General features: G+C 45.7%; 18 protein-coding genes and 2 pseudogenes. 2 read left to right on the top strand and 18 right to left on the bottom strand.

The annotated features are described in order from the left end of the window. Window positions 1-37: 37 nt before the first annotated feature. From H6G86_RS20105 to H6G86_RS20095, 3 genes and pseudogenes are all read right to left on the bottom strand, one after another. A complete protein-coding gene (locus H6G86_RS20105; protein WP_190935779.1) occupies window positions 38-694 on the bottom strand; it encodes a response regulator in 657 nt (218 codons plus the stop codon). Beyond that, window positions 691-6,717, bottom strand: a complete 6,027-nt coding sequence (locus tag H6G86_RS20100; RefSeq protein ID WP_190935778.1) for an AAA family ATPase — start codon at window positions 6,715-6,717, stop codon at window positions 691-693. Before H6G86_RS20100 ends, H6G86_RS20105 begins: the two co-directional genes overlap by 4 nt. 275 nt (window positions 6,718-6,992) lie before the next feature. After that, window positions 6,993-7,319: pseudogene (locus H6G86_RS20095) on the bottom strand (hypothetical protein); the annotation flags it as partial. Between the two features lie 286 nt (window positions 7,320-7,605). Here H6G86_RS20095 and H6G86_RS20090 point away from each other — a divergent pair. Continuing rightward, window positions 7,606-7,899, top strand: a complete 294-nt coding sequence (locus H6G86_RS20090; protein ID WP_190935777.1) for a hypothetical protein — start codon at window positions 7,606-7,608, stop codon at window positions 7,897-7,899. Between the two features lie 32 nt (window positions 7,900-7,931). Here the strand turns inward: H6G86_RS20090 and H6G86_RS20085 are convergent, their stop codons facing one another. The 9 genes from H6G86_RS20085 to H6G86_RS20045 all read right to left on the bottom strand — a co-directional run bounded on the left by H6G86_RS20085 (window position 7,932) and on the right by H6G86_RS20045 (window position 15,469). Further along, window positions 7,932-9,200: a condensation domain-containing protein gene (locus H6G86_RS20085; protein ID WP_190935776.1), complete on the bottom strand. Its 1,269-nt coding sequence runs from the start codon at window positions 9,198-9,200 to the stop codon at window positions 7,932-7,934. 158 nt (window positions 9,201-9,358) lie between these two features. After that, on the bottom strand, window positions 9,359-9,751 hold the full coding sequence (locus H6G86_RS20080; RefSeq protein WP_199338357.1) for an SDR family NAD(P)-dependent oxidoreductase: 393 nt from the start codon (window positions 9,749-9,751) through the stop codon (window positions 9,359-9,361). Between the two features lie 109 nt (window positions 9,752-9,860). Then, entirely contained in the window at window positions 9,861-10,418 is a 558-nt protein-coding gene (locus tag H6G86_RS20075) for a nuclear transport factor 2 family protein (RefSeq protein ID WP_190935775.1), read from the bottom strand. Window positions 10,419-10,477: 59 nt separating this feature from the next. Next, the gene (locus tag H6G86_RS20070; RefSeq protein WP_242064874.1) at window positions 10,478-11,476 is read right to left on the bottom strand and encodes a zinc-dependent alcohol dehydrogenase family protein; all 999 of its coding nucleotides are present in this window, start codon (window positions 11,474-11,476) and stop codon (window positions 10,478-10,480) included. 10 nt (window positions 11,477-11,486) lie between these two features. Further along, window positions 11,487-12,317: an oxidoreductase gene (locus tag H6G86_RS20065; RefSeq protein WP_190935774.1), complete on the bottom strand. Its 831-nt coding sequence runs from the start codon at window positions 12,315-12,317 to the stop codon at window positions 11,487-11,489. Window positions 12,318-12,597: 280 nt separating this feature from the next. Next, on the bottom strand, window positions 12,598-13,518 hold the full coding sequence (locus tag H6G86_RS20060; RefSeq protein ID WP_190935773.1) for an alpha/beta hydrolase: 921 nt from the start codon (window positions 13,516-13,518) through the stop codon (window positions 12,598-12,600). Between the two features lie 257 nt (window positions 13,519-13,775). Beyond that, window positions 13,776-14,528 carry an SDR family NAD(P)-dependent oxidoreductase gene (locus H6G86_RS20055; protein WP_190935772.1) on the bottom strand — a complete coding sequence of 251 codons (753 nt, stop codon included), beginning with the start codon at window positions 14,526-14,528 and terminating at the stop codon, window positions 13,776-13,778. 58 nt (window positions 14,529-14,586) lie between these two features. Further along, complete coding sequence (locus H6G86_RS39590) at window positions 14,587-14,850, bottom strand: alpha/beta fold hydrolase (RefSeq protein WP_277883650.1); 264 nt, start codon at window positions 14,848-14,850, stop codon at window positions 14,587-14,589. 133 nt (window positions 14,851-14,983) lie between these two features. Next, entirely contained in the window at window positions 14,984-15,469 is a 486-nt protein-coding gene (locus H6G86_RS20045) for an alpha/beta fold hydrolase (protein WP_242064873.1), read from the bottom strand. Between the two features lie 73 nt (window positions 15,470-15,542). Between H6G86_RS20045 and H6G86_RS20040 the strand changes: the two genes are divergently transcribed. After that, window positions 15,543-15,740: a hypothetical protein gene (locus H6G86_RS20040; RefSeq protein WP_190935839.1), complete on the top strand. Its 198-nt coding sequence runs from the start codon at window positions 15,543-15,545 to the stop codon at window positions 15,738-15,740. On the opposite strand, the gene H6G86_RS20035 is transcribed toward H6G86_RS20040, so the two are convergent. From H6G86_RS20035 to H6G86_RS20015, 6 genes and pseudogenes are all read right to left on the bottom strand, one after another. Beyond that, complete coding sequence (locus H6G86_RS20035) at window positions 15,724-16,599, bottom strand: SDR family NAD(P)-dependent oxidoreductase (RefSeq protein WP_190935771.1); 876 nt, start codon at window positions 16,597-16,599, stop codon at window positions 15,724-15,726. The genes H6G86_RS20040 and H6G86_RS20035 overlap by 17 nt on opposite strands. A gap of 37 nt (window positions 16,600-16,636) precedes the next feature. Beyond that, the gene (locus H6G86_RS20030; protein WP_190935770.1) at window positions 16,637-17,215 is read right to left on the bottom strand and encodes a DsbA family protein; all 579 of its coding nucleotides are present in this window, start codon (window positions 17,213-17,215) and stop codon (window positions 16,637-16,639) included. A gap of 394 nt (window positions 17,216-17,609) precedes the next feature. Then, window positions 17,610-17,846: a Rossmann-fold NAD(P)-binding domain-containing protein gene (locus tag H6G86_RS38750; protein WP_242064893.1), complete on the bottom strand. Its 237-nt coding sequence runs from the start codon at window positions 17,844-17,846 to the stop codon at window positions 17,610-17,612. Between the two features lie 27 nt (window positions 17,847-17,873). Beyond that, window positions 17,874-18,467, bottom strand: a pseudogene (locus tag H6G86_RS38745) (SDR family oxidoreductase); the annotation flags it as partial. A 205-nt stretch (window positions 18,468-18,672) separates the two neighbouring features. After that, window positions 18,673-19,053 carry a cupin domain-containing protein gene (locus tag H6G86_RS20020; RefSeq protein WP_242064889.1) on the bottom strand — a complete coding sequence of 127 codons (381 nt, stop codon included), beginning with the start codon at window positions 19,051-19,053 and terminating at the stop codon, window positions 18,673-18,675. Window positions 19,054-19,622: 569 nt separating this feature from the next. Then, window positions 19,623-20,252 (bottom strand): response regulator, encoded by a 630-nt coding sequence (locus H6G86_RS20015; RefSeq protein WP_190935830.1) that lies wholly within the window; start codon window positions 20,250-20,252, stop codon window positions 19,623-19,625. Between the last annotated feature and the right edge of the window lie 11 nt (window positions 20,253-20,263).

Raw genomic sequence — 20,263 nt, 5'->3', positions numbered from 1 at the left:
ACTCTTAACAGATGAATCTGTTGCTTTAGATAAATTCTTAAAGTGTAATGATACCGCGCTTTAGAGCAACAATCATTGCTTGAGTGCGATCGCCCACTCCCAACTTACTCAGAATATTTTTAACATGAAATTTGACCGTTCCCTCAGCAATTGACAAAGCAGTGCTTATCTCTAAGTTACTCTTGCCCCTTGCCATCAAACGTAGCACCTCCAATTCCCGCTCGCTCAGTTCTGGGCTACCTATCCGCTCTGCCAATTTTGCGCCCACGGCAGGGGGAATGTACTTTTGACCGTTGTGAACTGCTCGAATCGCTGCCAATAGTTCATCCGGTTCTGCATCTTTTAAGACATAGCCCTTTGCACCCGATTGCAGTCCCCGATAGATGTCTTCGTCTCCGTCATAGGTCGTCAGGACAATGATCCGAGCGTCGGCAAACTCAGCGCAAATGGAAACGATCGCTTCAACCCCACTTAGCTCAGGCATCCGCAAATCCATCAGCGTTACATCGGGTTGATGCTGACGGAACAATTCTACTGCTTCGCGCCCGTTGCAGGCTTGCCCAACAACGGTCATATCCTGTTTATAGTCAATTACGGCTGCTAAACCTTCTCGCATAAACGGATGATCGTCGCTAATCAAGACGCGGATAACAGAGGAGCCTGGTGTAGAGAATGAGAGGTGCGGTTGCGTCATGGCATTTGTAACCTCACTACGATTTCTGTCCCTTGTCCAAGCTGGCTGTAAATCGTCAATCCTGCCCTAATCCGTTCAGCGCGTTCGGTGATTCCAAGTAACCCAAAGCCCCGACTGACCGACAAACTCCTGCTTTCAAAACCTTGCCCATTGTCTTTTATTTGCAAGATGAACTGCGATGGCTCATAGCGCAACTCAAGGCGGATTTCGCTGGCATTTGCATACTTAAAAGCATTGGTTAACGCTTCTTGTCCGATGCGAAGCAGATTCATTTCCACCTCTTTCGGCAAAGTATATAGTTCACCGATCGCTTCGCAGATAACCTGCACTGAGGTATGAGAAAACATCTGAGCAGCGAGGCGATTGAGTGCGCTATGCAAATCGCCTTCTTCTAATATTTGCGGGCGGAGTGCTTCCACCGAGCGACGGGCATCTGCCAGCCCGGAACGCGCCAAGATACGCCCCGTTTTTAGGTGTGATTGGGCAGCATCTGGATCGAGGATGAGGCGCTGAGAGGCAGCATCTAAGTGAACGATGATACTAGTAAAAGCTTGCGCTAATGTATCATGTATTTCTCGCGCCATACGGTTGCGTTCTTCTAAAATTGATGCTTCTTCGGCACGTTTGCGTTCAAGCAGTGCAGCGTTTCGCTGTTCGCTGATATCTGTAATCAGACCATAATATCCTCTCACCTGAGCATTGAGATCGAAATCGGGGATGGAGGTGACAGCAACATACTTTTTGCCCAACGGCAAAGGGACTTCTGCCTCATAGGTTATAATCTCCCCTGCTAGCGCTCGATTCATGTACGGTTCAATAATTTCATAAGCTGCCTCACTCATGACTTCACGAACCTGCTTACCCACAATTTCATCTCGACTACAGCCATACCATTCCTCATAAGTTCGGTTGGCAAATCGATAGCGCCGATCTCTATCTATATAACAGATACAAGCGGGGAGAGCGTCGGTAATCAATCTTAGTTCCTGTTCTCGCTCGCGCAGTTCTGCCTCACTTTTCTGTAAAGCGGCTGTTCGTTGAGCTACTTGTTGCTCTAAGGTACGATTATAATTTGCTAGCAATTGCTCTGCTTGTTTGCGTTCGGTGATGTCTTGAAAAGCTGAGATTGCATAAATTACATTGCCCTGTTCGTCGAATACTGGAGTTCCCCACCCTTCAACGGGAACGATCGCATTGTTTTGGCGAATTTCTAAATCGTCAATTCTCGTGCGATCGCCTTTCAACGCCCGCATCACTGGCAAGTTCTCAATGGGATATGGTTGCTCTGTTCCCACTAGATAAAGTTGATAAATTTCTGCAAGTTGCTCTGGTGTCGCACCAGGAATAATCCCTTTGCCCAATAGTTGAATTGCCTGTTGATTGGCGTAGCAAGGGCGACCCAGTGTATCCACGACTCCAATTCCTACGGGAACTGCTTCCAGGAATTGAGCCATCTGACTTTCGCTCTCTCGTAGTTTGGAGTAGAGTTTGGCATTTTCAATGGCGATCGCTGCTTGGGTTGATAACAGATGCAAAACTTGCGTTCGCGTAGCGTCTCCGTTCGCGTAGCCTCCCGCAGGGAAGGAGACTCGCTCCGGTGTAAATGCCCCAGATGCTAATTGATTTTCCAGATACAACAGTCCGACGAGCTTACTTTGATTCAGCAGTGGTAAACACAGAAGTGATTGAATTTGGTTATGTTGAATGTATGGCTCATTAATAAAATTACCCTCACGAGTCGCATCATTTAAGATCACAGGTTCATGAGTCCGAATTACATAATTAATAATTGATTCAGGCAGATGATTTGCCGTTGAGATAGATTGCAGTACTTGTGTAGAATAAATATTTTCGCCAGCCACAACATCATTTAGTTCACCAGAAGCTTCAATTACCCATTCTCCTGAGTTTTCCAAAAGTAAAAATCCGGTTTGTGCGCCAGCATTCTCGATTAATATCTTCATCAAGGAACTAAGCAACTGCTCCAGTTCAATTTCACTAGAAATAGCTTGTGATGCTTTCATCACTGCCACTAAATCGAAAGCGATGTCTGAGTTATTAGAGGTGGTGACAGAAGTTTTTGGTATTCGCGTATGAGCCATGCTCGATGATGGAGAAAATAGCTGCGGATACCGAGTTTCTAAATCCTTGACCTTCGCCGTCGCTCCCCAACGTTCATAGCAGTAATGAGCTTCTTTCATATAGGTTCTGGCAATCTTTTCCCTCCCACGAAATAGGTAGAATTTTGCTGCTAATTCATAAGCTAATGCTTCTTCTTGTACATATTCATTTTCTTTAGCCCCAAGAATTGCTTGCTCGTAGAACTCTTCTGCTTCAAGCAACTGACCCAAAACTCGTGCTTTCTCTGCCTCGACTAGGTGGTATTTATGCAAATGATTCATGGACGCATAATGTGCCCATAGTTTCATTTTCTCCTGGTTAACTGCAACTTCTTTAATAATTTCTTTCTGTGCTTGAGTGTTGCTTTCAAGATAGGTTGCGAGTCTTGCCAGAGAGCTGTAGAAATAGTACAGAGGAACAGGAGGTGTCGATGCTAGGTAGCTCACATACTCTGCGGCCACAATTGAGTTTTCGACTGCCTGGAAATACTCATAAAATAAATAGCACAGGAAAAGTTGGTAGAAATGTACAAAAAAGATTGAGGTTCCATTATTTTCTGTTTTATTTTGTCGCAGTCTATTCTCCTCATTGTAGGCTTCGCCAACTAGACAGATAGGATTGACCGAGCGTTCCATCAAATTTAAGACAACCTGATGATGCATCTGAGTCCAAGTCAGTGCTGCTTCCTGTTTGAGTTGACGGATTACTTGGCTGTACATTCTTATCTCGCGTTCAAGCTCCACGAGTTCCTTACCTACAAAGACACATTGCAAGCAGTAAACTTCAGCACAGTAGGCAGCAAACTCTGAATCTCCTGTTTCCAATCCACTTTGATAGCCTTCTAGTAATGGCTGCAATGTTTCTCTAAAATGCTTTTTCCAGTGAATAATGAAAATATTCACGCTCAACAATGTTTTGGCTTTGAGTGCTTGGGTATCAGGTCGTGATAATTGCCTTAAAGCTAACTGCCCAAACTCGTAGCCAGACTCTATATCTCCCACCGTCCTACAAAGAATGAATCCATACAAGGCATACGCAAAGGGAGACACCAACGCATTGCTATATTGGATTGACAAACTGACCTGTTTTGATGCAAGCAATGGCAGCATATCTGGGGCAGCAAGATGGGCAGCAATCATGATACTTGATAAGATTCGCATCGCCGCCAACTTGTTCGGTTCAGCTATTTTTGGCGAATGAACCAAATCCTCGCTCCGCTTTTCCTTAAGGAGTGATGTGATTGTGTCAAGTTCAAGCTGAATATCTGACTGGCTATGCGTTTTAGGAAAACTGATCCCCAGTTGCAGTAAAACTTGCAATCCAGTATTGATCGCTTCTAATAGCTGCTCCTGCGCGATATAGGTCTGAATTTTGACTTCGTAAACCTTTACACTGTCGAGAACCGTTTTAGCTGATTGTAAAACGATTGCCATCCAGGATTCTACATCTGCAAAATCGCCACATAGGAATGAAATTTCTGTAGTTTCTGAATGTAGTTCTAAAGTAAAATCATAGTTTGTTTGCCAGCTTGAAGCTGCCACCCATGCTCGCCCTGTCGCTAAATATTTTTTTGCTACACTATAAGCGATCGCAGCTTTTGCTTTCTGACCTGCGATTAAATTTAATCGAGCAATTTCATTTCTTTCTGGTTGATCTGTGACAAGCTCAATTCCATGATTCAAATGATCGACAATTTCAAACAGCCGCTCTGATAGCCGTTCTGGCAAAGTTTTTTCTAGTAAATTGCGACCGATTTGGAGATGAACAACTTGTTTGTGCGACTCATCGATTAAAGCGTAAGCTGCTTGCTGCACGCGATCGTGCAAAAACTTATATTCTTGAACTAATAGGTTTTCGTCTAATTCAGATATAGGTTGAATTAATCCAGCTTGTATAGCTGCCACTAATTCCAAAAAAACCGTTTTCGCAGTTTTCTCACAAACAATCGATAAAGTATCTAAATTAAATTTAGCCCCGACACAAGCGGCTAAACGGAGAATTTGCTGTGTTACTTCTGGTAGTTTCTTTAACTTGTGAAGCATCAACTCCACAACATTATCGGTGATGTCTTGGGATTGAATCTGAGCAATGTTCCACTTCCAGCGTAAGTATTGTGCATCAAAGCTCAATAAATTTTCGCTATACAGCATTTTCAAAAATTCGTTGACAAAAAAGGGATTACCCTCAGTTTTACGAAACACTAACTCAGCCAAGGGATAAACAATGTCTGCATTTCGATGTAGCGTCTCGGCAATCAACTGACTCAACGGTTCAAGGGTTAATGGTGTCAGGATCATCTCTTGAAGCACTGCCCCTTTTTTTCGTAGTCTCTCTAGCATTAATGCTAATGGATGCGTTGGATTTACTTCATTATCTCGATAGGCTCCAATTAAAAATAGGGATTGGGTTTGCTCATCCAACAGCAACAGTTCGATTAACTTAATCGTTGCCGAGTCTATCCACTGTAAATCATCTAAGAAGATCGTAAGGGAATGTGACTCTGAACAAAACACCCGCACAAACTGCCCAAAGATGCGATGAAAGCGATTTTGAGCTTCAGTTGCTCCAACTTCTGATACAGGCGGCTGCTTACCGATAATTAATTCAACTTCCGGGATGATATCAATGATGATTTGCCCGTTGGTTTCTAAAGCTGTTAACAGTTGCGATCGCCATTGTTGCACCTGCTTATCTGGCTCACTGAGCAATTGTTGTACCAATTTTTGCAGAGCATCTGCGATCGCGCTGTAGGGAATATTGCGTCCAAATTGGTCAAACTTACCAGAGACAAAATAACCGCGCTTTGCAGTAATGGGTTTGTAGAGTTCCTGCACTAATGCTGATTTGCCAACCCCAGCGTAACCCGATACCAACATCATCTCGACTTGGAATTGAGAATTTTCTTGATTCTTCAGTCTTAATTGTTCATTTCCCGTTCCTGCTACTCTGTCAAACGCCGCTAATAATGCTTCAATCTCTGCTTCGCGCCCATACAATTTTTGGGGAATTTGAAACTGATCGCAAACGTCTTGAATACCCAGTTGAATACTGTCAATTTGACCTGTTTCTGCGAACTGGTGAAGACCGATTTCTAAATCTGCTTTGATACCCCAAGCACTTTGATAGCGATCCTCGGCATTTTTTGCCATCAATTTCAAAATAATATCTGAAACTGCTCTGGGAATTGCTGCATTTAGTTCATGAGGTGGAACAGGCTGTTTGGCAATATGACAATGGACTAGCTCAAGTATGTCCCTTGTTGCAAACGGCAGATGTCCGGTTAGAAGTTCATAGAATGTCACACCAAGGGAGTAAAAATCGGTGCGGTAATCGAGCAAACGGTTCATGCGTCCTGTTTGCTCTGGAGATAAATATGCGAGTGTTCCTTCCAACACATGAGGACTTTTGAAGGTTGGATTTGTGCGATTAAATTGGGTGGCAATCCCAAAGTCAATAATTTTGACAACGCCAGTATCGAGATTCAGGACTATGTTTCCAGGATTGATATCTTTATGAATGACATTGGCTGCATGGATTCTGCCCAGAATGTCGGTGAGGGCGATCGCAAGACCTAAAAAAGTGGATAAAGGCATGGGGCAGAACATATCTGGACGCTTGTGCATCCATTGCTCTAGGGACTCTCCCCCAAAATCTTCTAAGAGAATCACCAGAGTGCGTTGATAGTCCTGTTGGCTGTATGCCTTCACCACTCCCTCCAAGTTGAGGGAACGGGTAATTTTATATTCCTGTCTGTAGCGGGTTAGTTCTTGAGGTGAGGGATAATCAAGCTTGAGTATTTTTACTATGATTGCTACTCCATCCTCTCTGATGCCCCGATACACTAGAGAATTGGAACTTTCGTATATTTTGTTTTGGATAGCAATACCAGGTAGAGCAATCATAGAGCAACTCTTGGGAGTATGACTGGCATAACCCAAACTATACAGCAATCCAGCTATCTACATCTTTCATGTTCTGAGGTTCTATTTGGTTTTGTTCATTTCTAGCCAGTTGTAGAGCCTTAACTGAACTCGTTAAGCGCTGTATCAATTATGTAGAGCCATTTTACAGCACTAATTTGACAACTGGAGCACGGGACACCAGAAGCGGAAAGTTTTACCTTATCCCTTGTACAATTTCTTTGCTGTTCCGTTGCGTTGCTAACTCCATTGAATCGGCGGCTGTAACCAAATCTCTCCCGGCAATATTCCTCAAATGTTTTGTGCGTTGAACGGTACAGTCTGCGATCGCCTACGGCGGGGCGTAAGCCCATCGCGCAATTCCGTTAGTGCCTTACCTGCTGCAAAAACTGCTCTCTCCACTTTGCGTTCCAAGTGTAAGCGGTAAGCGTAGCCATGCCGTCAGGCTTATCGCGTTGTTCTTCTTCTGTCAACTCTGGAACTTCGACAGCAGTAACCGTAATTGTTGCTGTAGCTGGGTTTTCGTCAACGTCTTGGTTATCTGGTGATGTATCGTCACTGGATAAAGCAGAGGTGTTTTTTTTCTAGAACCGCAAAGTTTGCTAGAGAGGGTCAGATCAAAAAGGGGGTTGCCAAAACCCTTAATAAAGCTCAAACAAATTCTGAACAATGATCTTGAACGAATGGCACGCTTGTTAATCGCAAAGCCCTGATATAACTTGCTTTTTGAGTGTGGGGAGGGTGGGGAGAAAGAGGAGAAATTGAATAACTGCATATCAATGAACGCTGCATTGCCTTCCACACCTCCCACCCTTCTCTGTCCTCCCACACCTCCCACACCCTGCCCTGAGCAGGTTTCAGCTTTTCTTAGTGCCATTCGATCTTGAACAGGTATTTGGTGTTTTACGACATCATCAACGTCGTTGTACTGGTCGTAAAGTCGCTCCTTCATCACTTGTAATTCGAGGAACAGTTCAGTTAGCTTCGGCCATTGCTACTGCACTTCATTCTTTTACAGCCCAAGATTTGGCACAAGTTTGTGTTCAGACTTGGCAACAATTGCGCTCTAATTTACGCCAACATCAACTTAATCGTATTGAACAACTACGATTCCGTCGAAATCCTGAAGCTTATTTGGCAACTCTTGAGAAACTACTTCTCTAGCAAACTTTGCGGTTCTAGGTTTTTTTGAGTTCTCAATACAACAGCCGCATTGCTTCTTGTTGTATGTGTTCAATCTGAGCCAATGAGGTATCTGACTCGGAGTAGAGCAGGTTAAAAAACATTTGGTCTCCCAAGGTCGCAACTCCGATAAAGCGACCATTTGCAACATGAATGGCTCCCACTGGGCCATATACAGCTGCAAGTTGGAGATGTCCATACTGCGTAGAAATATGCAATTGTCCGAGATTACTAACAAGAACGTCATATCTATACAGTTCTTGGAACAGATATTCGATCGCATCAAGACTGGGATGTGTGGCAATAAACGCTTGAGCTTCGGGAAGATGGGCAAAAATCTGGTTGGGTGACATCTTCTGATTGAGATGCGCCTTGATGACATGGGCTAAGTCCCAAAGCGATAAATTCGGGGTGATGGTATGAGCGGAAATACTTGAGGTGAAGTAGTAGCCAAAGTCCTCTTCAATGGGAGGAGTGAGGAATTGACGAATATTAATCGCTGTCAAACAATTCAAGGTGACAGGTTGTTGTTGCTCAAGCCTCTGAGCTTTTGTGTCATTTTGAGAGTGACTGGATTGTGCGATCGCTAACAAGAAAGCTGCACAAATAGCCGCATGAACACTAGTTTGTGCTTGCTGACAACGGCGAATCAAGGTAGCCGTATCTTCGGGTGATAGAGACCAAGCTAAGAGACGAAAGTGACGACTTTTTGCTGGCGGTATAGTCTGGCTAGGATTTACCAACTCTAATTGTGGCTTTCCAGTTGGTGCTTGAATTGTGTGAGCAATCGGCGTTAGATACTCATAGGCAGGACGTTCGGGTAAAATCTGTTGCTGACTCCCGGGTATCCCAATCGCTTGCAGTAGATCCCGCAGCAAGTAGACTGCTGACATAGCATCAGCGATCGCATGGTGACAGGTTATTATCAGTTCTGAGCAATGTGCTGCGTGAACCAGTACCATCCGAATTAGCGGGGCTTGATTCCAGTTAAACGGATAGGCAAGCTCTTGTTCCACTTCCTGCTGCCACTGCTGCTCACTTTGTCGTTGCACCACTCGTAAAGGAATAGTGGCTGAATCTTCATTTAACCAAGGGTTTCCCAAGGAATCGGGAACAATTCGCACCCTTAGTAAGGGATGTCGTTGTTGTACCAAAGCTAGTGCTTGCTGTAACGAGTCAACCTGAAGTTCCCCGATCACCTTCGCAGCCACTGTGAAATGTAGCGGTATCGCCTGGTCATGTAACCAGAATATATGTTCTTCAATGCCAAGTTGTCGATGCATAAGAAACCTCACAATAGTTGGGTTATTGTGCAAAAATATTCATTCAGGCAAGCAGTCGTAATGATTCCTCCCAGAGCCAATCCAATACTTTTCGGTTAAACCCAATAATCTCTCTTTTGGTCTGGGGAAAGGTTAAAGGGTAATGGGGAAAGGGAAATTCAAACCTTTTCCCTTTCCCCTTTCCCCCAAAACCCGAAAAGTATTGAGAGCCGATCGGCATTGTCCGGGTTGAGGGCATAGGGAGCAACACCGCTCATATAGCCGTTGCCATTTGTGACGATGGTGGCTTCGTTGCAGTCTTCAAAGTAACATCCACTAATACCCTCCAGCAGAGGAGAGGTTGCCAGCAAGACTGAGGTGGCAGCACCCTGTTCCGGTGTCTTCCGTAGTTCTAGCGAGACTTGACTCATAACATTGCCGATGTGACGCTGGAGGTTAGTAGCGATCGCACCAGGCATCAAAGCATTGGTAGTGATTCCATCCCTAAACCAGCGTGCAGTGGCACCAACCGCGAAGAGAATATTTGCGGTTTTAGACTGTCCGTATGCCAAAAGTGGATCGTAGGGGCGAAAAGCAAAGTGAATATCGTCGAATACTACTGGCGATATTAGGTTAGCACTGGAACTGATAGAGACAAAATGTTAGCGATCATCTTGAACTTCAATAGTTTGTCAATTCCTTTTTACTTACAGGAATGCGTTTCCACAGATCGGTAAGCTCAATGGTATCGAAGAATGCTACTACCTTGACAATACGCCCGTTTTTCATGGTCATATACCAGGAATAGGTGTTGGTATAGGGTTTACCGTCTTTGGCTGTAGCTATTCCATCCCATAAGGCAATTACCATGTCGCCCTCGGTATAAATGCCCCGTACACTGGGTACTATTCTCACGCTAAATCGCTCGTTAATTGGCGCGATCGCTTCCTCCAAAAACTGCTTGCGGCTGGTGTAGGTTTTGGAAATGGGACTGTTGCCTGTAATCGTCCATTCCACATCATCAGCCAGCAGGTCGAAGAAACTGCCAGTGCCTTTTGCCCATTTGGCAAAGCCTTCGTGTATTATCTCTTTATTCTTGCTCTCGTCGGATTGCACAATCATGGGAAGATCTCCTTGTTTTCGGTCGTCTGCAACACTGGCCAGAGGCACTGCGGCGGCTATCATTAAGCCAAAGCCAATTAGTAATCTACGGCAAGTGGCAATGGTCTGTTTTTTCATAAATCCTCTTTGGAAGCCCCTTAAAGCTTGAGATTGCAAACGAGACTGAATGTCTACACTTATAAATCGATCGCGATTTTGATAACAGCCGTCCCTGCTTCCACTGCTTCGTGGGCGGCTAGTGCAGTATCTAAAGTGAAATGGCGAGGATCAACTACTGGACGCAACTGATTGGTTTGTGCCAATTGTGTTGCTTGACGCAGAATATCACCATGATGAGCATGACCCTTACCAGTCAATAGAGGCAGAAGTACGAACACGCCCGAATATGTTCCAGACTTCCGTGAGAGAGGCATCAGGCTGTGCTGCCCCCAGCCGTAGCAACTAACGACATGGCCGTAATTGCCTACAGCCTGAAACGCATCGTCTAGAGTAGAGCCTCCAACCGTGTCGTAGACTACATCAAAGCCGTGACCGTCTGTAAAAGTCTGCACGATCTGCTCGATTGATGTACTACGATAGTCGAGCGGCACAGCACCGAGTTGTTGCACTATGTCGTGCTTGGCAACCGAGGCAGTGGCGAACACTTTGGCTCCACGCGCTTTGGCAATCTGTACAGCCACATGACCTACACCGCCAGAGCCGCCAAGTATCAGCACTTTCTGATCAGCGCGTACATTCGCCCGATCAACCAGTCCTTCCCATGCAGTCAAAAACACCAAGGGTAAGGCAGCCGCTTCACGCATACTCAGGTTGGTCGGTTTTTTGGCCAGTAAGTCAGCATTAACGGCAGCAAACTCAGCCAGTGAACCTTGCAATCCCCCAACTCCACCTGTCAATCCGTAGACCTCATCGCCAACCTGAAAGGCAGTAACATCTTGTCCAACCGCTTCCACAATCCCAGCTAGATCAGTTCCTAGCACAGCAGGGAGGACTGGTTTGGCATGAGGCGCTTTACCTGTGCGGATTTTGCTATCGAGTGGGTTGACACCACTCGCTTTGATCCGCACCAAGACTTGATGGGCAGTGGGTTGCGGTCGGGGAATTTCGACAGTGCGAAATGTCGCAGTTTGAAAATCATCTACAATCAATGCTTGCATCTTTGATAATGGCTTCATCTTCCACTCCTTATCTGTAATTGGTAGACTCAGATAGAGTCCGCCATTTTGCCGTCTCTTGCTCAACGTAGGCGTTCTTCTGGGCTATTGCTTGAAGCGTGTCTGTACCTAGAGGTAAGCGTAGGGGCGGTTCGTTTGTGTTGACAATCTCAAGAATGGCTTGGGCGAGTTTGATCGGATCTCCTGGTTGCTGATAGTTACGTTCAACTGCCATGTCGCGGGTTTTACCGACAGTCTGGGCATAATCAGGGATTTGTACTCTACTCTGACGCAGTGAACTGCCATCAAGAAAATTGGTACGGAAAAATCCTGGCTCAACCACCGTAGCGTGAATGCCCAAGTTCGCTAGCTCGTAATGTAGGGCTTCGGTAATCCCTTCGACGGCAAACTTGGTCGAGCCATAAATCCCCCATCCTGGATAAGAGCGATAGCCACCGATAGACGATAAATTAATGATGTGTCCAGAGCGGTGTTGACGCATACTGGGTAGCACAGCACGGGTGACATTTAGTAGCCCGAAGACATTGGTGCGATAAACACTCTCAACCTCTTCGGCGTTGCACTCTTCGATTGCTCCGAGCAAGCCAAATCCAGCATTATTGACCAACACATCGATCTGTCCAAATTTTTCTAGACTGGTGGCGATCGCTGCTTTCACCTGAGCCTCATCAGTCACATCCATGCTCAGTACTAATACATCTTTGTTGGTGCCAAACTGTTGCAAATCAGCCTGATTGCGGGCGGTGGCAATTAATCTGTCACCTGTTACCAAAACTGCTTTCGCAATCTCGGCACCAAAGCCCCGTGAAGCACCAGTAATCAGCCATGTTCTCTGAGTCATGATTTATCTCCTGAAAATTATTAGGGTTAGTAGCAAAGCTTTGACATGCAATATCTCGTATCCAGCAAACTTGAATCTTGCAACTGATTTGTTATTGGTGTTTGCATGAATTCAATATAGGAAATTGACTAGAACTTGTCGTCCACTCAGAGTTGAAAGTTTTACACAATAGTATGATTGATGAATTAGTCAATCTAAAAATGGTAGGGTAGTTCCAACTTAGGTTGGAATCTAAATTCAACCGAAGGCACAACTTAGTTACAAAACAGGTGCTTCAGGTTTATTTCAAATATTTCTCGAACCATCTCAAAGCAGTTGTACTTGCAATCTCGAAGCCTTCTCCCTGGAAGGCATCAAAGTGTCCGCCCTTCAAGATTGTGAGAGACTTCGGCTCCATTGCCCGCGCATAGACACAGGCGGCCAAGTCGGCAGGTGCAAGAAAGTCCTTCTCACCCACAATCAGGCATAGCGGGGTGGGAAAGATCGCCTCGATGTGAGGAGTCGGTTCGTAATAGAGACAGTGTTCAATCGATTCAAAGGTGAGCCGATTTTCCCATCTTCCTTCGCTCGCACTCTTAGCCGATTCAACCCAATTGAAAGCGTCCGGTGTCGGTAGCAAGCTGGGTTGACCGGGTGGAGCAACTAACGGGAAGTAGCTCACCTCTCCAGTTTGATATCGTTTTATCCGGTCTTGTGAAAGCAGTTTCGTGAGTTCATCGAGTTCAAGTGGAGAAGTCAGGCGGCGGGAGTTGAGAAATCCATTCACTGTAGGCATCTGTGCCACGATCGCTTTCACACGCGGATCAAATGCAGCCAGATGCAGCACATGACCACCGCTATAGGAGAAGCCCCAAAGACCTATGCGCTTAGGGTCAACTTCTTTTTGTAGTTGAGTCCAAGTGATGGCATTGCGGTAGTCTTCATGCTGCTCGGTAGGGAGGATTTGCCCACGAGGTTCTCCCTCACTAGCACCAAGATAGCGGTAATCGAACAGCGTGACGACGAACCCGGCTTGAGCGAAGAACTCAGCGAACTGAGGTAGTCCCATCTCTTTGGTCAAGCCAATTCCATGAGCCATAACAATTGCGGGATAGCGATAGCTGCGATCGCCGAAGGTATCGCCAGATGCGATTTTATCCGGAGTATAAAAGGTGACGGAACACTTTAGACCCTTACTTTCAAAACTGGTTCTTCTTTGCATAGCTGTTGTGAAAGTTAGTAAATTTGTTGGAGATTGCTGTTCTGTTTTGAAGCGATCAATATTGCAGTTATTTTCAGATCCCCTACATCCTTTTTTGTTATTGCGCGGTATATCCCAATACGGTTCAGTTAAGCATTTTTTCTCTTCTCTCTGTTTCCTCTGCGCCTCTGCGGTTCGTTAAAAAAGTTGACTTTGAAAAAGAGTTTTAGCCTTAACCCAAGCGTATTGCGGTATATCCTATCCACTTTTAGGGCGCTTCAAATCTGTGCCATACCGCCATCGACAAACAGCTCTATGCCGTTAACAAAGCTGCTGTCATCAGATGCCAGGAAGACGACAGCTTTAGCTATCTCGTCTGGCGTACCCACTCGCCCAAGGGGGATATTGTCAGTTTTACTGGCGACAAATTCCTGCACCTGCTCCTCGGTCAGCCCCATGAGTTTGTAGCTAGGAGTAGGCACGACACCAGGACTGATGGCATTGACACGAATCTTGCGCTCTTTGAGGTCGAGTGTCCAGTTACGGGCAAACGATCGCACAGCTGCTTTGGTTGCACTGTAAACGCTTAACGCTGGATTACCCTTAATCGAAGCAATCGAAGCATTGAGGATGATTGATGAACCTTCTGACATCAACGGCAGGGCTTTCTGTACGGTGAACAGTAAACCCTTGACATTGGTATTAAATGCCTTGTCGAAATGCTCCTCGGTAATCAAGCCGAGTGGAGCAAGTTCCCCACTTCCAGCGTTAGCGAACAGAATATCGAGGTGTCCTTTCTCCTGCTCAATCGTGGTGTAAAGACGATCGATATCTGCAAGATTCGACACATCACCCTGAATAGCAGTGACATTTTCTCCAATCTTCTTTACCGCAGCATCAAGTTCGTTTTGACGACGACCAGTGATAAAGACGTAAGCCCCCTCTTCTACGAACCTCTGGGCTGTAGCGAGTCCAATCCCACTGTTAGCACCTGTGACCAGTGCGATCTTACCTGTAAGTTTACCTGCCATCAAACTTCTCCCTTTGTGTGAATTTAGCATTGAGGTTTGCCCTCAATGTGCTGGACAATTACGAAGCAATGTGAGTTGCCATAAAGCGAACGATATGGTCAGCGATCGCATTTCCTTCCTCTTCCAGGGCAAAATGCCCGGTATCGAGTAAATGAAACTCCAGCGTTTGCAAGTCGCGCTTGTAGGGATAAGCACCTTCGGCTGGAAAGATCAGGTCGTTCTTACCCCAAACAATCAGAGTAGGTGGCTGATATTTGCGGAAATACTCCTGCCATTGCGGATATAACGGTGGGTTAGTGCGGTAGCTATAAAATAGCGCCAGTTGAATCTCATCGTTTCCGGGGCGATCTAGTAGTTTGCCAAGTGAACTTAGCGGGGTAAAGGCTAAAGGAGAAGGGGGAGAGGTTTCAAATCCCTTACCCCTTACCCCTTACCCCTTACCCTTTCCCCAGCCATCACGCAGCATTTTTGGGTTGGCAGACTAATAGGAAGGGTTGATCGATATTCCAGTTATCAGGGCTGATCGCTTCAGGATTGCGAACACCATTGGTATATTGCCACTTCGTTGCTTCCAGGGTGACAAGGTATTTGAGCTTGTCGGCATTCTCAGGAGAAGGGTCTTGCCAGTACGCCTTGATTGGTTCCCAAAATTCGCCGAGACCTTCCTCGTAGGCATTCCCGTTTTGGACAATGAGTGCTTCCACTCGCTCTGGATGTTTAGCCGCAATCCTAAAGCCAATGGGCGCACCATAATCCATCACATAAAGGCTATAGCGCTGGAGATCGATGGCGGTAATAAATTTCTCTACGATCTGTGCCAGACGATCGAACGTGTAGTCAAACTCATGCACTGTTGGCATGGAACTGTTACCGTAACCCGGATAATCAGGTGCAACCAGATGAAAGCGATCGCTAAGTGCGGAAATCAGATTGCGAAACATATGAGAGGAGGTCGGGAAACCATGCAACAGCAGAATCGTCAGATTACTACGGGAGCCAGCTTCTCGGTAAAAGATGTCTAAACCATCGATCGAAACTGTGCGAAATTTGGTCATAACATTACCTGATTTCATGATTTGCAGTAGTAATGGCTGTTATCAACAGATCGAGATTCCAGCGATGCCTGGGTTGGGCTACGCCTACGCTATACTGAATCCCATCAATAAACAAAGCTGGGGTAGCAGTTACTTCGCTTCTAAACTTGCTCGGTGAGGCTAGGAAAATTGAATCCCACGCCCGCATTGGCGGTAGAGTCTTGCCAGATATGCTCAAAACGCTGATATTCTTCGATATCTGAGGAAAGTTTTTGAACAATCGTTGGTAGTGCATTGGGTCCGATCACCAAGTGAAGCGGCGGGTCAGGTAATTTCACCACTTTCAACATTGCTTGAACACCCGTTGGTACATGACCACGAGCCTGCTCTGCGGCAATTTTGACCAGTTCCGCCCGGAGAGAATTGTACTCTGGCATTTGCTTTGCCGTAATCAAAGAGCGACCTGAAAAATCGGTCTCAAAGCCTCCTGGCTCAACAATTGTCACCTTAATGCCAAAGGATATAAGTTCTTGTGCGAGGGTCTCTGAAAGTCCTTCGACTGCAAATTTAGAAGCATGATATAGCCCCATCGTAGGAAATGTTTTCCGTCCGCCTATTGAAGAAATGTTCAAGATATGACCAACGCCTTGTTTCTTGAATGTGGGAATGACGGTACGAGTCACATTTAACAGCCCAAAGAAGTTGGTTTCAAGTTGGTCACGGATTTGCTGGTCGCTTACTTCCTCTATTGCACCCATCAATCCATAGCCCGCGTTGTTCACCAGCACATCAATTCTGGTGAATGCTGCTAAACCACTCCGCACAGCCGTTTGAATGGTTGCTGGATCGGTGACATCTAAACGAACCGCCTTTCCCGTCTGCGGATATTGCTGTTCTAAATCTTGAATTTTGCTGACATCACGAGCCGTTGCAATGACACAATCGCCTTGAGCCAAAGCAGCTTCAGCTAAAGCCCGACCAAAGCCCGTAGAACTGCCTGTAATCAGCCACACGCGAGATGATGTTTGATTCGTCATGATAATATTCCTGAATATTGATTGGTCTTTGACTGGCTCAATTTGCTGTATTGACAATGGCTGCTATCAACTGCTCCATATTCCAGCGATGCCTGGGTTGGGCTACGCCTAAGCTATACCGAATCCCATTAATAAACAAAGCTGGGGTAGCCGTTACTCCGCTGTGAATGCCACTTTCGATATCTTGATTGATGCGCTCAAGATGCAGATGCTTAGACATATCTTGCAGAAATTGGGAGATATCGAGTTTTAGATCGTTGGCATACTCTACTAAATAACCATCTGCTAGCTGTTGTTGATGGATAAACAAAATGTCATGTATCTGCCAAAACTGACCTTGAACAGCAGCCGCTTCAGCAGCTTCAGCCGCACGTAAAGATTGAGAATGAATTTGTATCTGTGGAAAATGACGGAAAATAAAGCACAAATAATCCTCTCCAAACGAAATACTCAGTTGTCGCCCAATGACTTTCAGCAACCGATAAACATCCGCACTCTCTTGACATTGATAATCTCCATACATCACCAGTACCACAGAGGCACTTAACATCCCCTGTTTATGATCCTGGGTTGAAGGTGGGACAAATAATAAACGGTGTTTACGGTCATTGTTCACTGGAACCTCCGAGGGGAAGTATGTTTACCGCAAGTGATACCAATTTCCTAAAATTTGACAACAGATTCAAATCCCAAAACCTAGATTCTGTAGAAATTTCTTAATTTTGAATTTTGAATTTTGAATTGGTATGATGCCTGCGGTGGGCTACGCCTACGTCCCTCTCTGTGCTATCTGTATGCAGCAAATTTGAATCTTGCAACTAAATTGCTATCTGTGTTTGCATGAATTTAATATATGCAATTGATTATGGTTTGTCGTCCACTCACAGTTGGTACTTTTATTTAGTCGAGTGGACGATCGCTTAACCCATCTCAAAATGGAAGACTAACTCCAACTAAAGTTGGAATCCAACAAAATGCCTCAATTTAATTTTCAATCAGCTGGGGGATTTTTAGGCAGAATAGCCGGATAAGGCTAAATCGTGGTCGGTACTAGTGGATACTGGCAGCCATGCTTCAATTTCCTTTGCCATTTTCGCGGCATTGTTCCGGTAAGAGGTGATCGCATCCTTTCCGAGGGGCAAATGAAGTGGCAGATTTTTTGCATGAGCTAGTTGAATAATTACCTGGGCAAGCTTTTTCGGATCGCCGGGCTGATGCCCGTGGAGAGCATCGACACGCCTACGCATCAGTCCTACCGTTTCCTGGTAATCGGCGATGATGGTTTCGGCGGCGGTATATGATTCGGTGCTTAAGAAGTCGGTCGTAAAAAGACCAGGAGCCACTACCGTAACTTGGATTCCTAAAGGTGCCAGTTCGATTGCTAGCCCTTTGGAGAGGCCTTCGACAGCAAATTTGGTAGACCCGTATAATCCCTAACCCGGAATAGCATTGTAGCCGAACAGAGATGAGATATTGATGACCCGTCCGGACTTTTGCTGGCGCAAGTAGGGTAACACTGCACGAGTCACGTTCAGTAAGCCAAATACGTTAGTATCATACTGTTTGCGGACTTCGGCATCCGAGGCTTCTTCAATGGCGGTAAGCATTCCAAACCCAGCATTATTGACTAAAACATCGAGCCGACCGAAACGGGCAACGCCTTGCTTTACAGCTGCTTGTACTTGGTCTTCTTGTGTGACATCCATCTGCACAATGCACATATCTGGGTGGTTGTGCAAGGCTGCGGCTATTTGTTCAGGCTGACTGCGAACCGTCGCCACCACTTGATCGCCCAATGCCAGAGCTGCTTTGGCAATTTCCAACCCGAACCCTTTGGAGGCCCCGGTAATAAACCATACTTTTTGCATTTTCGTCTCCTGTGTTGGTTTTAGGTGTTATCTGGTGTACTAGTAGTTCGCCAAGTGTACTTGGCGGGGTAAAGGGTAAGGGGTAAGGGGGAAAGGGTTTAAATCCCTTAACCTTTCCCCTTTCCCCAGTCCTCACAAGCGCATTTTTGGGTTGGCAGACTACTAGCTTTAGCTTTAAAACGCACTTTCATCGTTTGCAGCCTCTTTAGCTGGCGGACAGGGGCGCTCCGACGATCCAAGTGTCGTGCTGAGATGCCAGATCCGTCCAAGCTTCGGGCGGTGTTTGACCTATTTGGGGAAAGAATTCGTCAATATCGCCGGGTACGAAGGTAAAGAGCAACCGAGCATATCCCGGCCCGAGGTTCACCCATCCATGCACGCTGTTACGGGGCACAACAACCGATGTTCCAGTCCCGACCTCGAACTCTTCGCCCGCGCAGTGAAAGCGAAATCTGCCTTCAAGTACTTCAAATATCTCCTCTCTTTGTTCGTGATAGTGGAGTGGCGGGCCTACGAACGGCGGGACACGCGCTTCAATGATTGTGAAAGCCCCAGCGACATCTCTGCTGTGTACGCGGATAGTCATTTGCTCACCAGGCATTGTATCGAACCAATTGAGGTCTTCGCCCCGGCCAACAATTGCAACTTTGCTTTTACTGAATTCGGTGTTCATCGTTTTACTTCCTATAATTGTGGGATTGAGGATCAAAGCACGTCATTACTTGCAGCGATCGCGGCTGCCATCAACTCTGTTTACGATCCTGAGTTGAACATGGGAAAAATAATTAATGGTGTTTTTGAGGAGAAGTATGTTTACCCCAAGTGATACCAATTTCCTAAAATTTGACAACAGATTCAAATCCCAAAACTTAGATTCTGTAGAAGTTTCTTAATTTTGAATTTTGAATTGGTATGATACCTGCGGTGGGCTAGGCCTAAACTCCTCTCTGTGCTATCTGTATGCAGCAAACTTGAATCTTGCAACTAAATTGCTATCTGTGTTTGCATGAATTTAATATATGCAATTGACTTTGGGTTGTCGTCCACTCACAGTTGGCACTTTTATTTAGTCGAGTGGATGATCGCTTAACCCATCTCAAAATGGAAGACTAATTCCAACTAAAGTTGGAATCGCAAGTTAACCGAAAGCACAGCCTACAAACTAACAATCCCGCGTTTGACCGCAATAATCACAGCTTGAGTGCGATCGCTCACGCCTAATTTACTGAGAATGCGATTAATGTGAGATTTAACTGTGCTTTCTCCAATAGTTAGAGCAGTTGCAATTTCTAAATTACTCATACCTTGCGCCATTAAACGGAGTACATCTAGCTCTCGTTCGCTCAGTTCTGGGTTACTCATTCGCTGCACCAGTTTTGCCCCCACCTCCGGCGGAATGTACTGCTGACCGCGATGAACCATGCGAATGGCATTGAGAAGTTCGTTGGGTTTTGCATCCTTGAGCAGATAGCCTTTCGCACCTGCCTGTAATCCGCGATAGATATCTTCATCGCCATCGTATGTGGTTAGCACCACAATTCGGGCAGGTTTAAATTCACCACAAATCGCAGTAATGGCTTTAACTCCTCCCATCTGCGGCATTCGCAAATCCATCAAAGTCACATCTGGTTGATGTTCGCGAAAGTAAGCGATCGCCTGTTGTCCATCTTCTGCTTGAGCAATTACCGTCATTTCTGGATCGCGGTTAATGATGGTTGCCAATCCTTGTCTGACAATGGAGTGATCGTCAACAATTAAAACGCGAATTGTATTGGATTGGCCGATCATGGTTCTTA

The sequence above is a fragment of the Nostoc sp. FACHB-133 genome, from assembly GCF_014698055.1.
Taxonomy (GTDB): Bacteria; Cyanobacteriota; Cyanobacteriia; order Cyanobacteriales; family Nostocaceae; genus Nostoc.
This window is presented reverse-complemented; position numbering and strand designations above follow the sequence as displayed.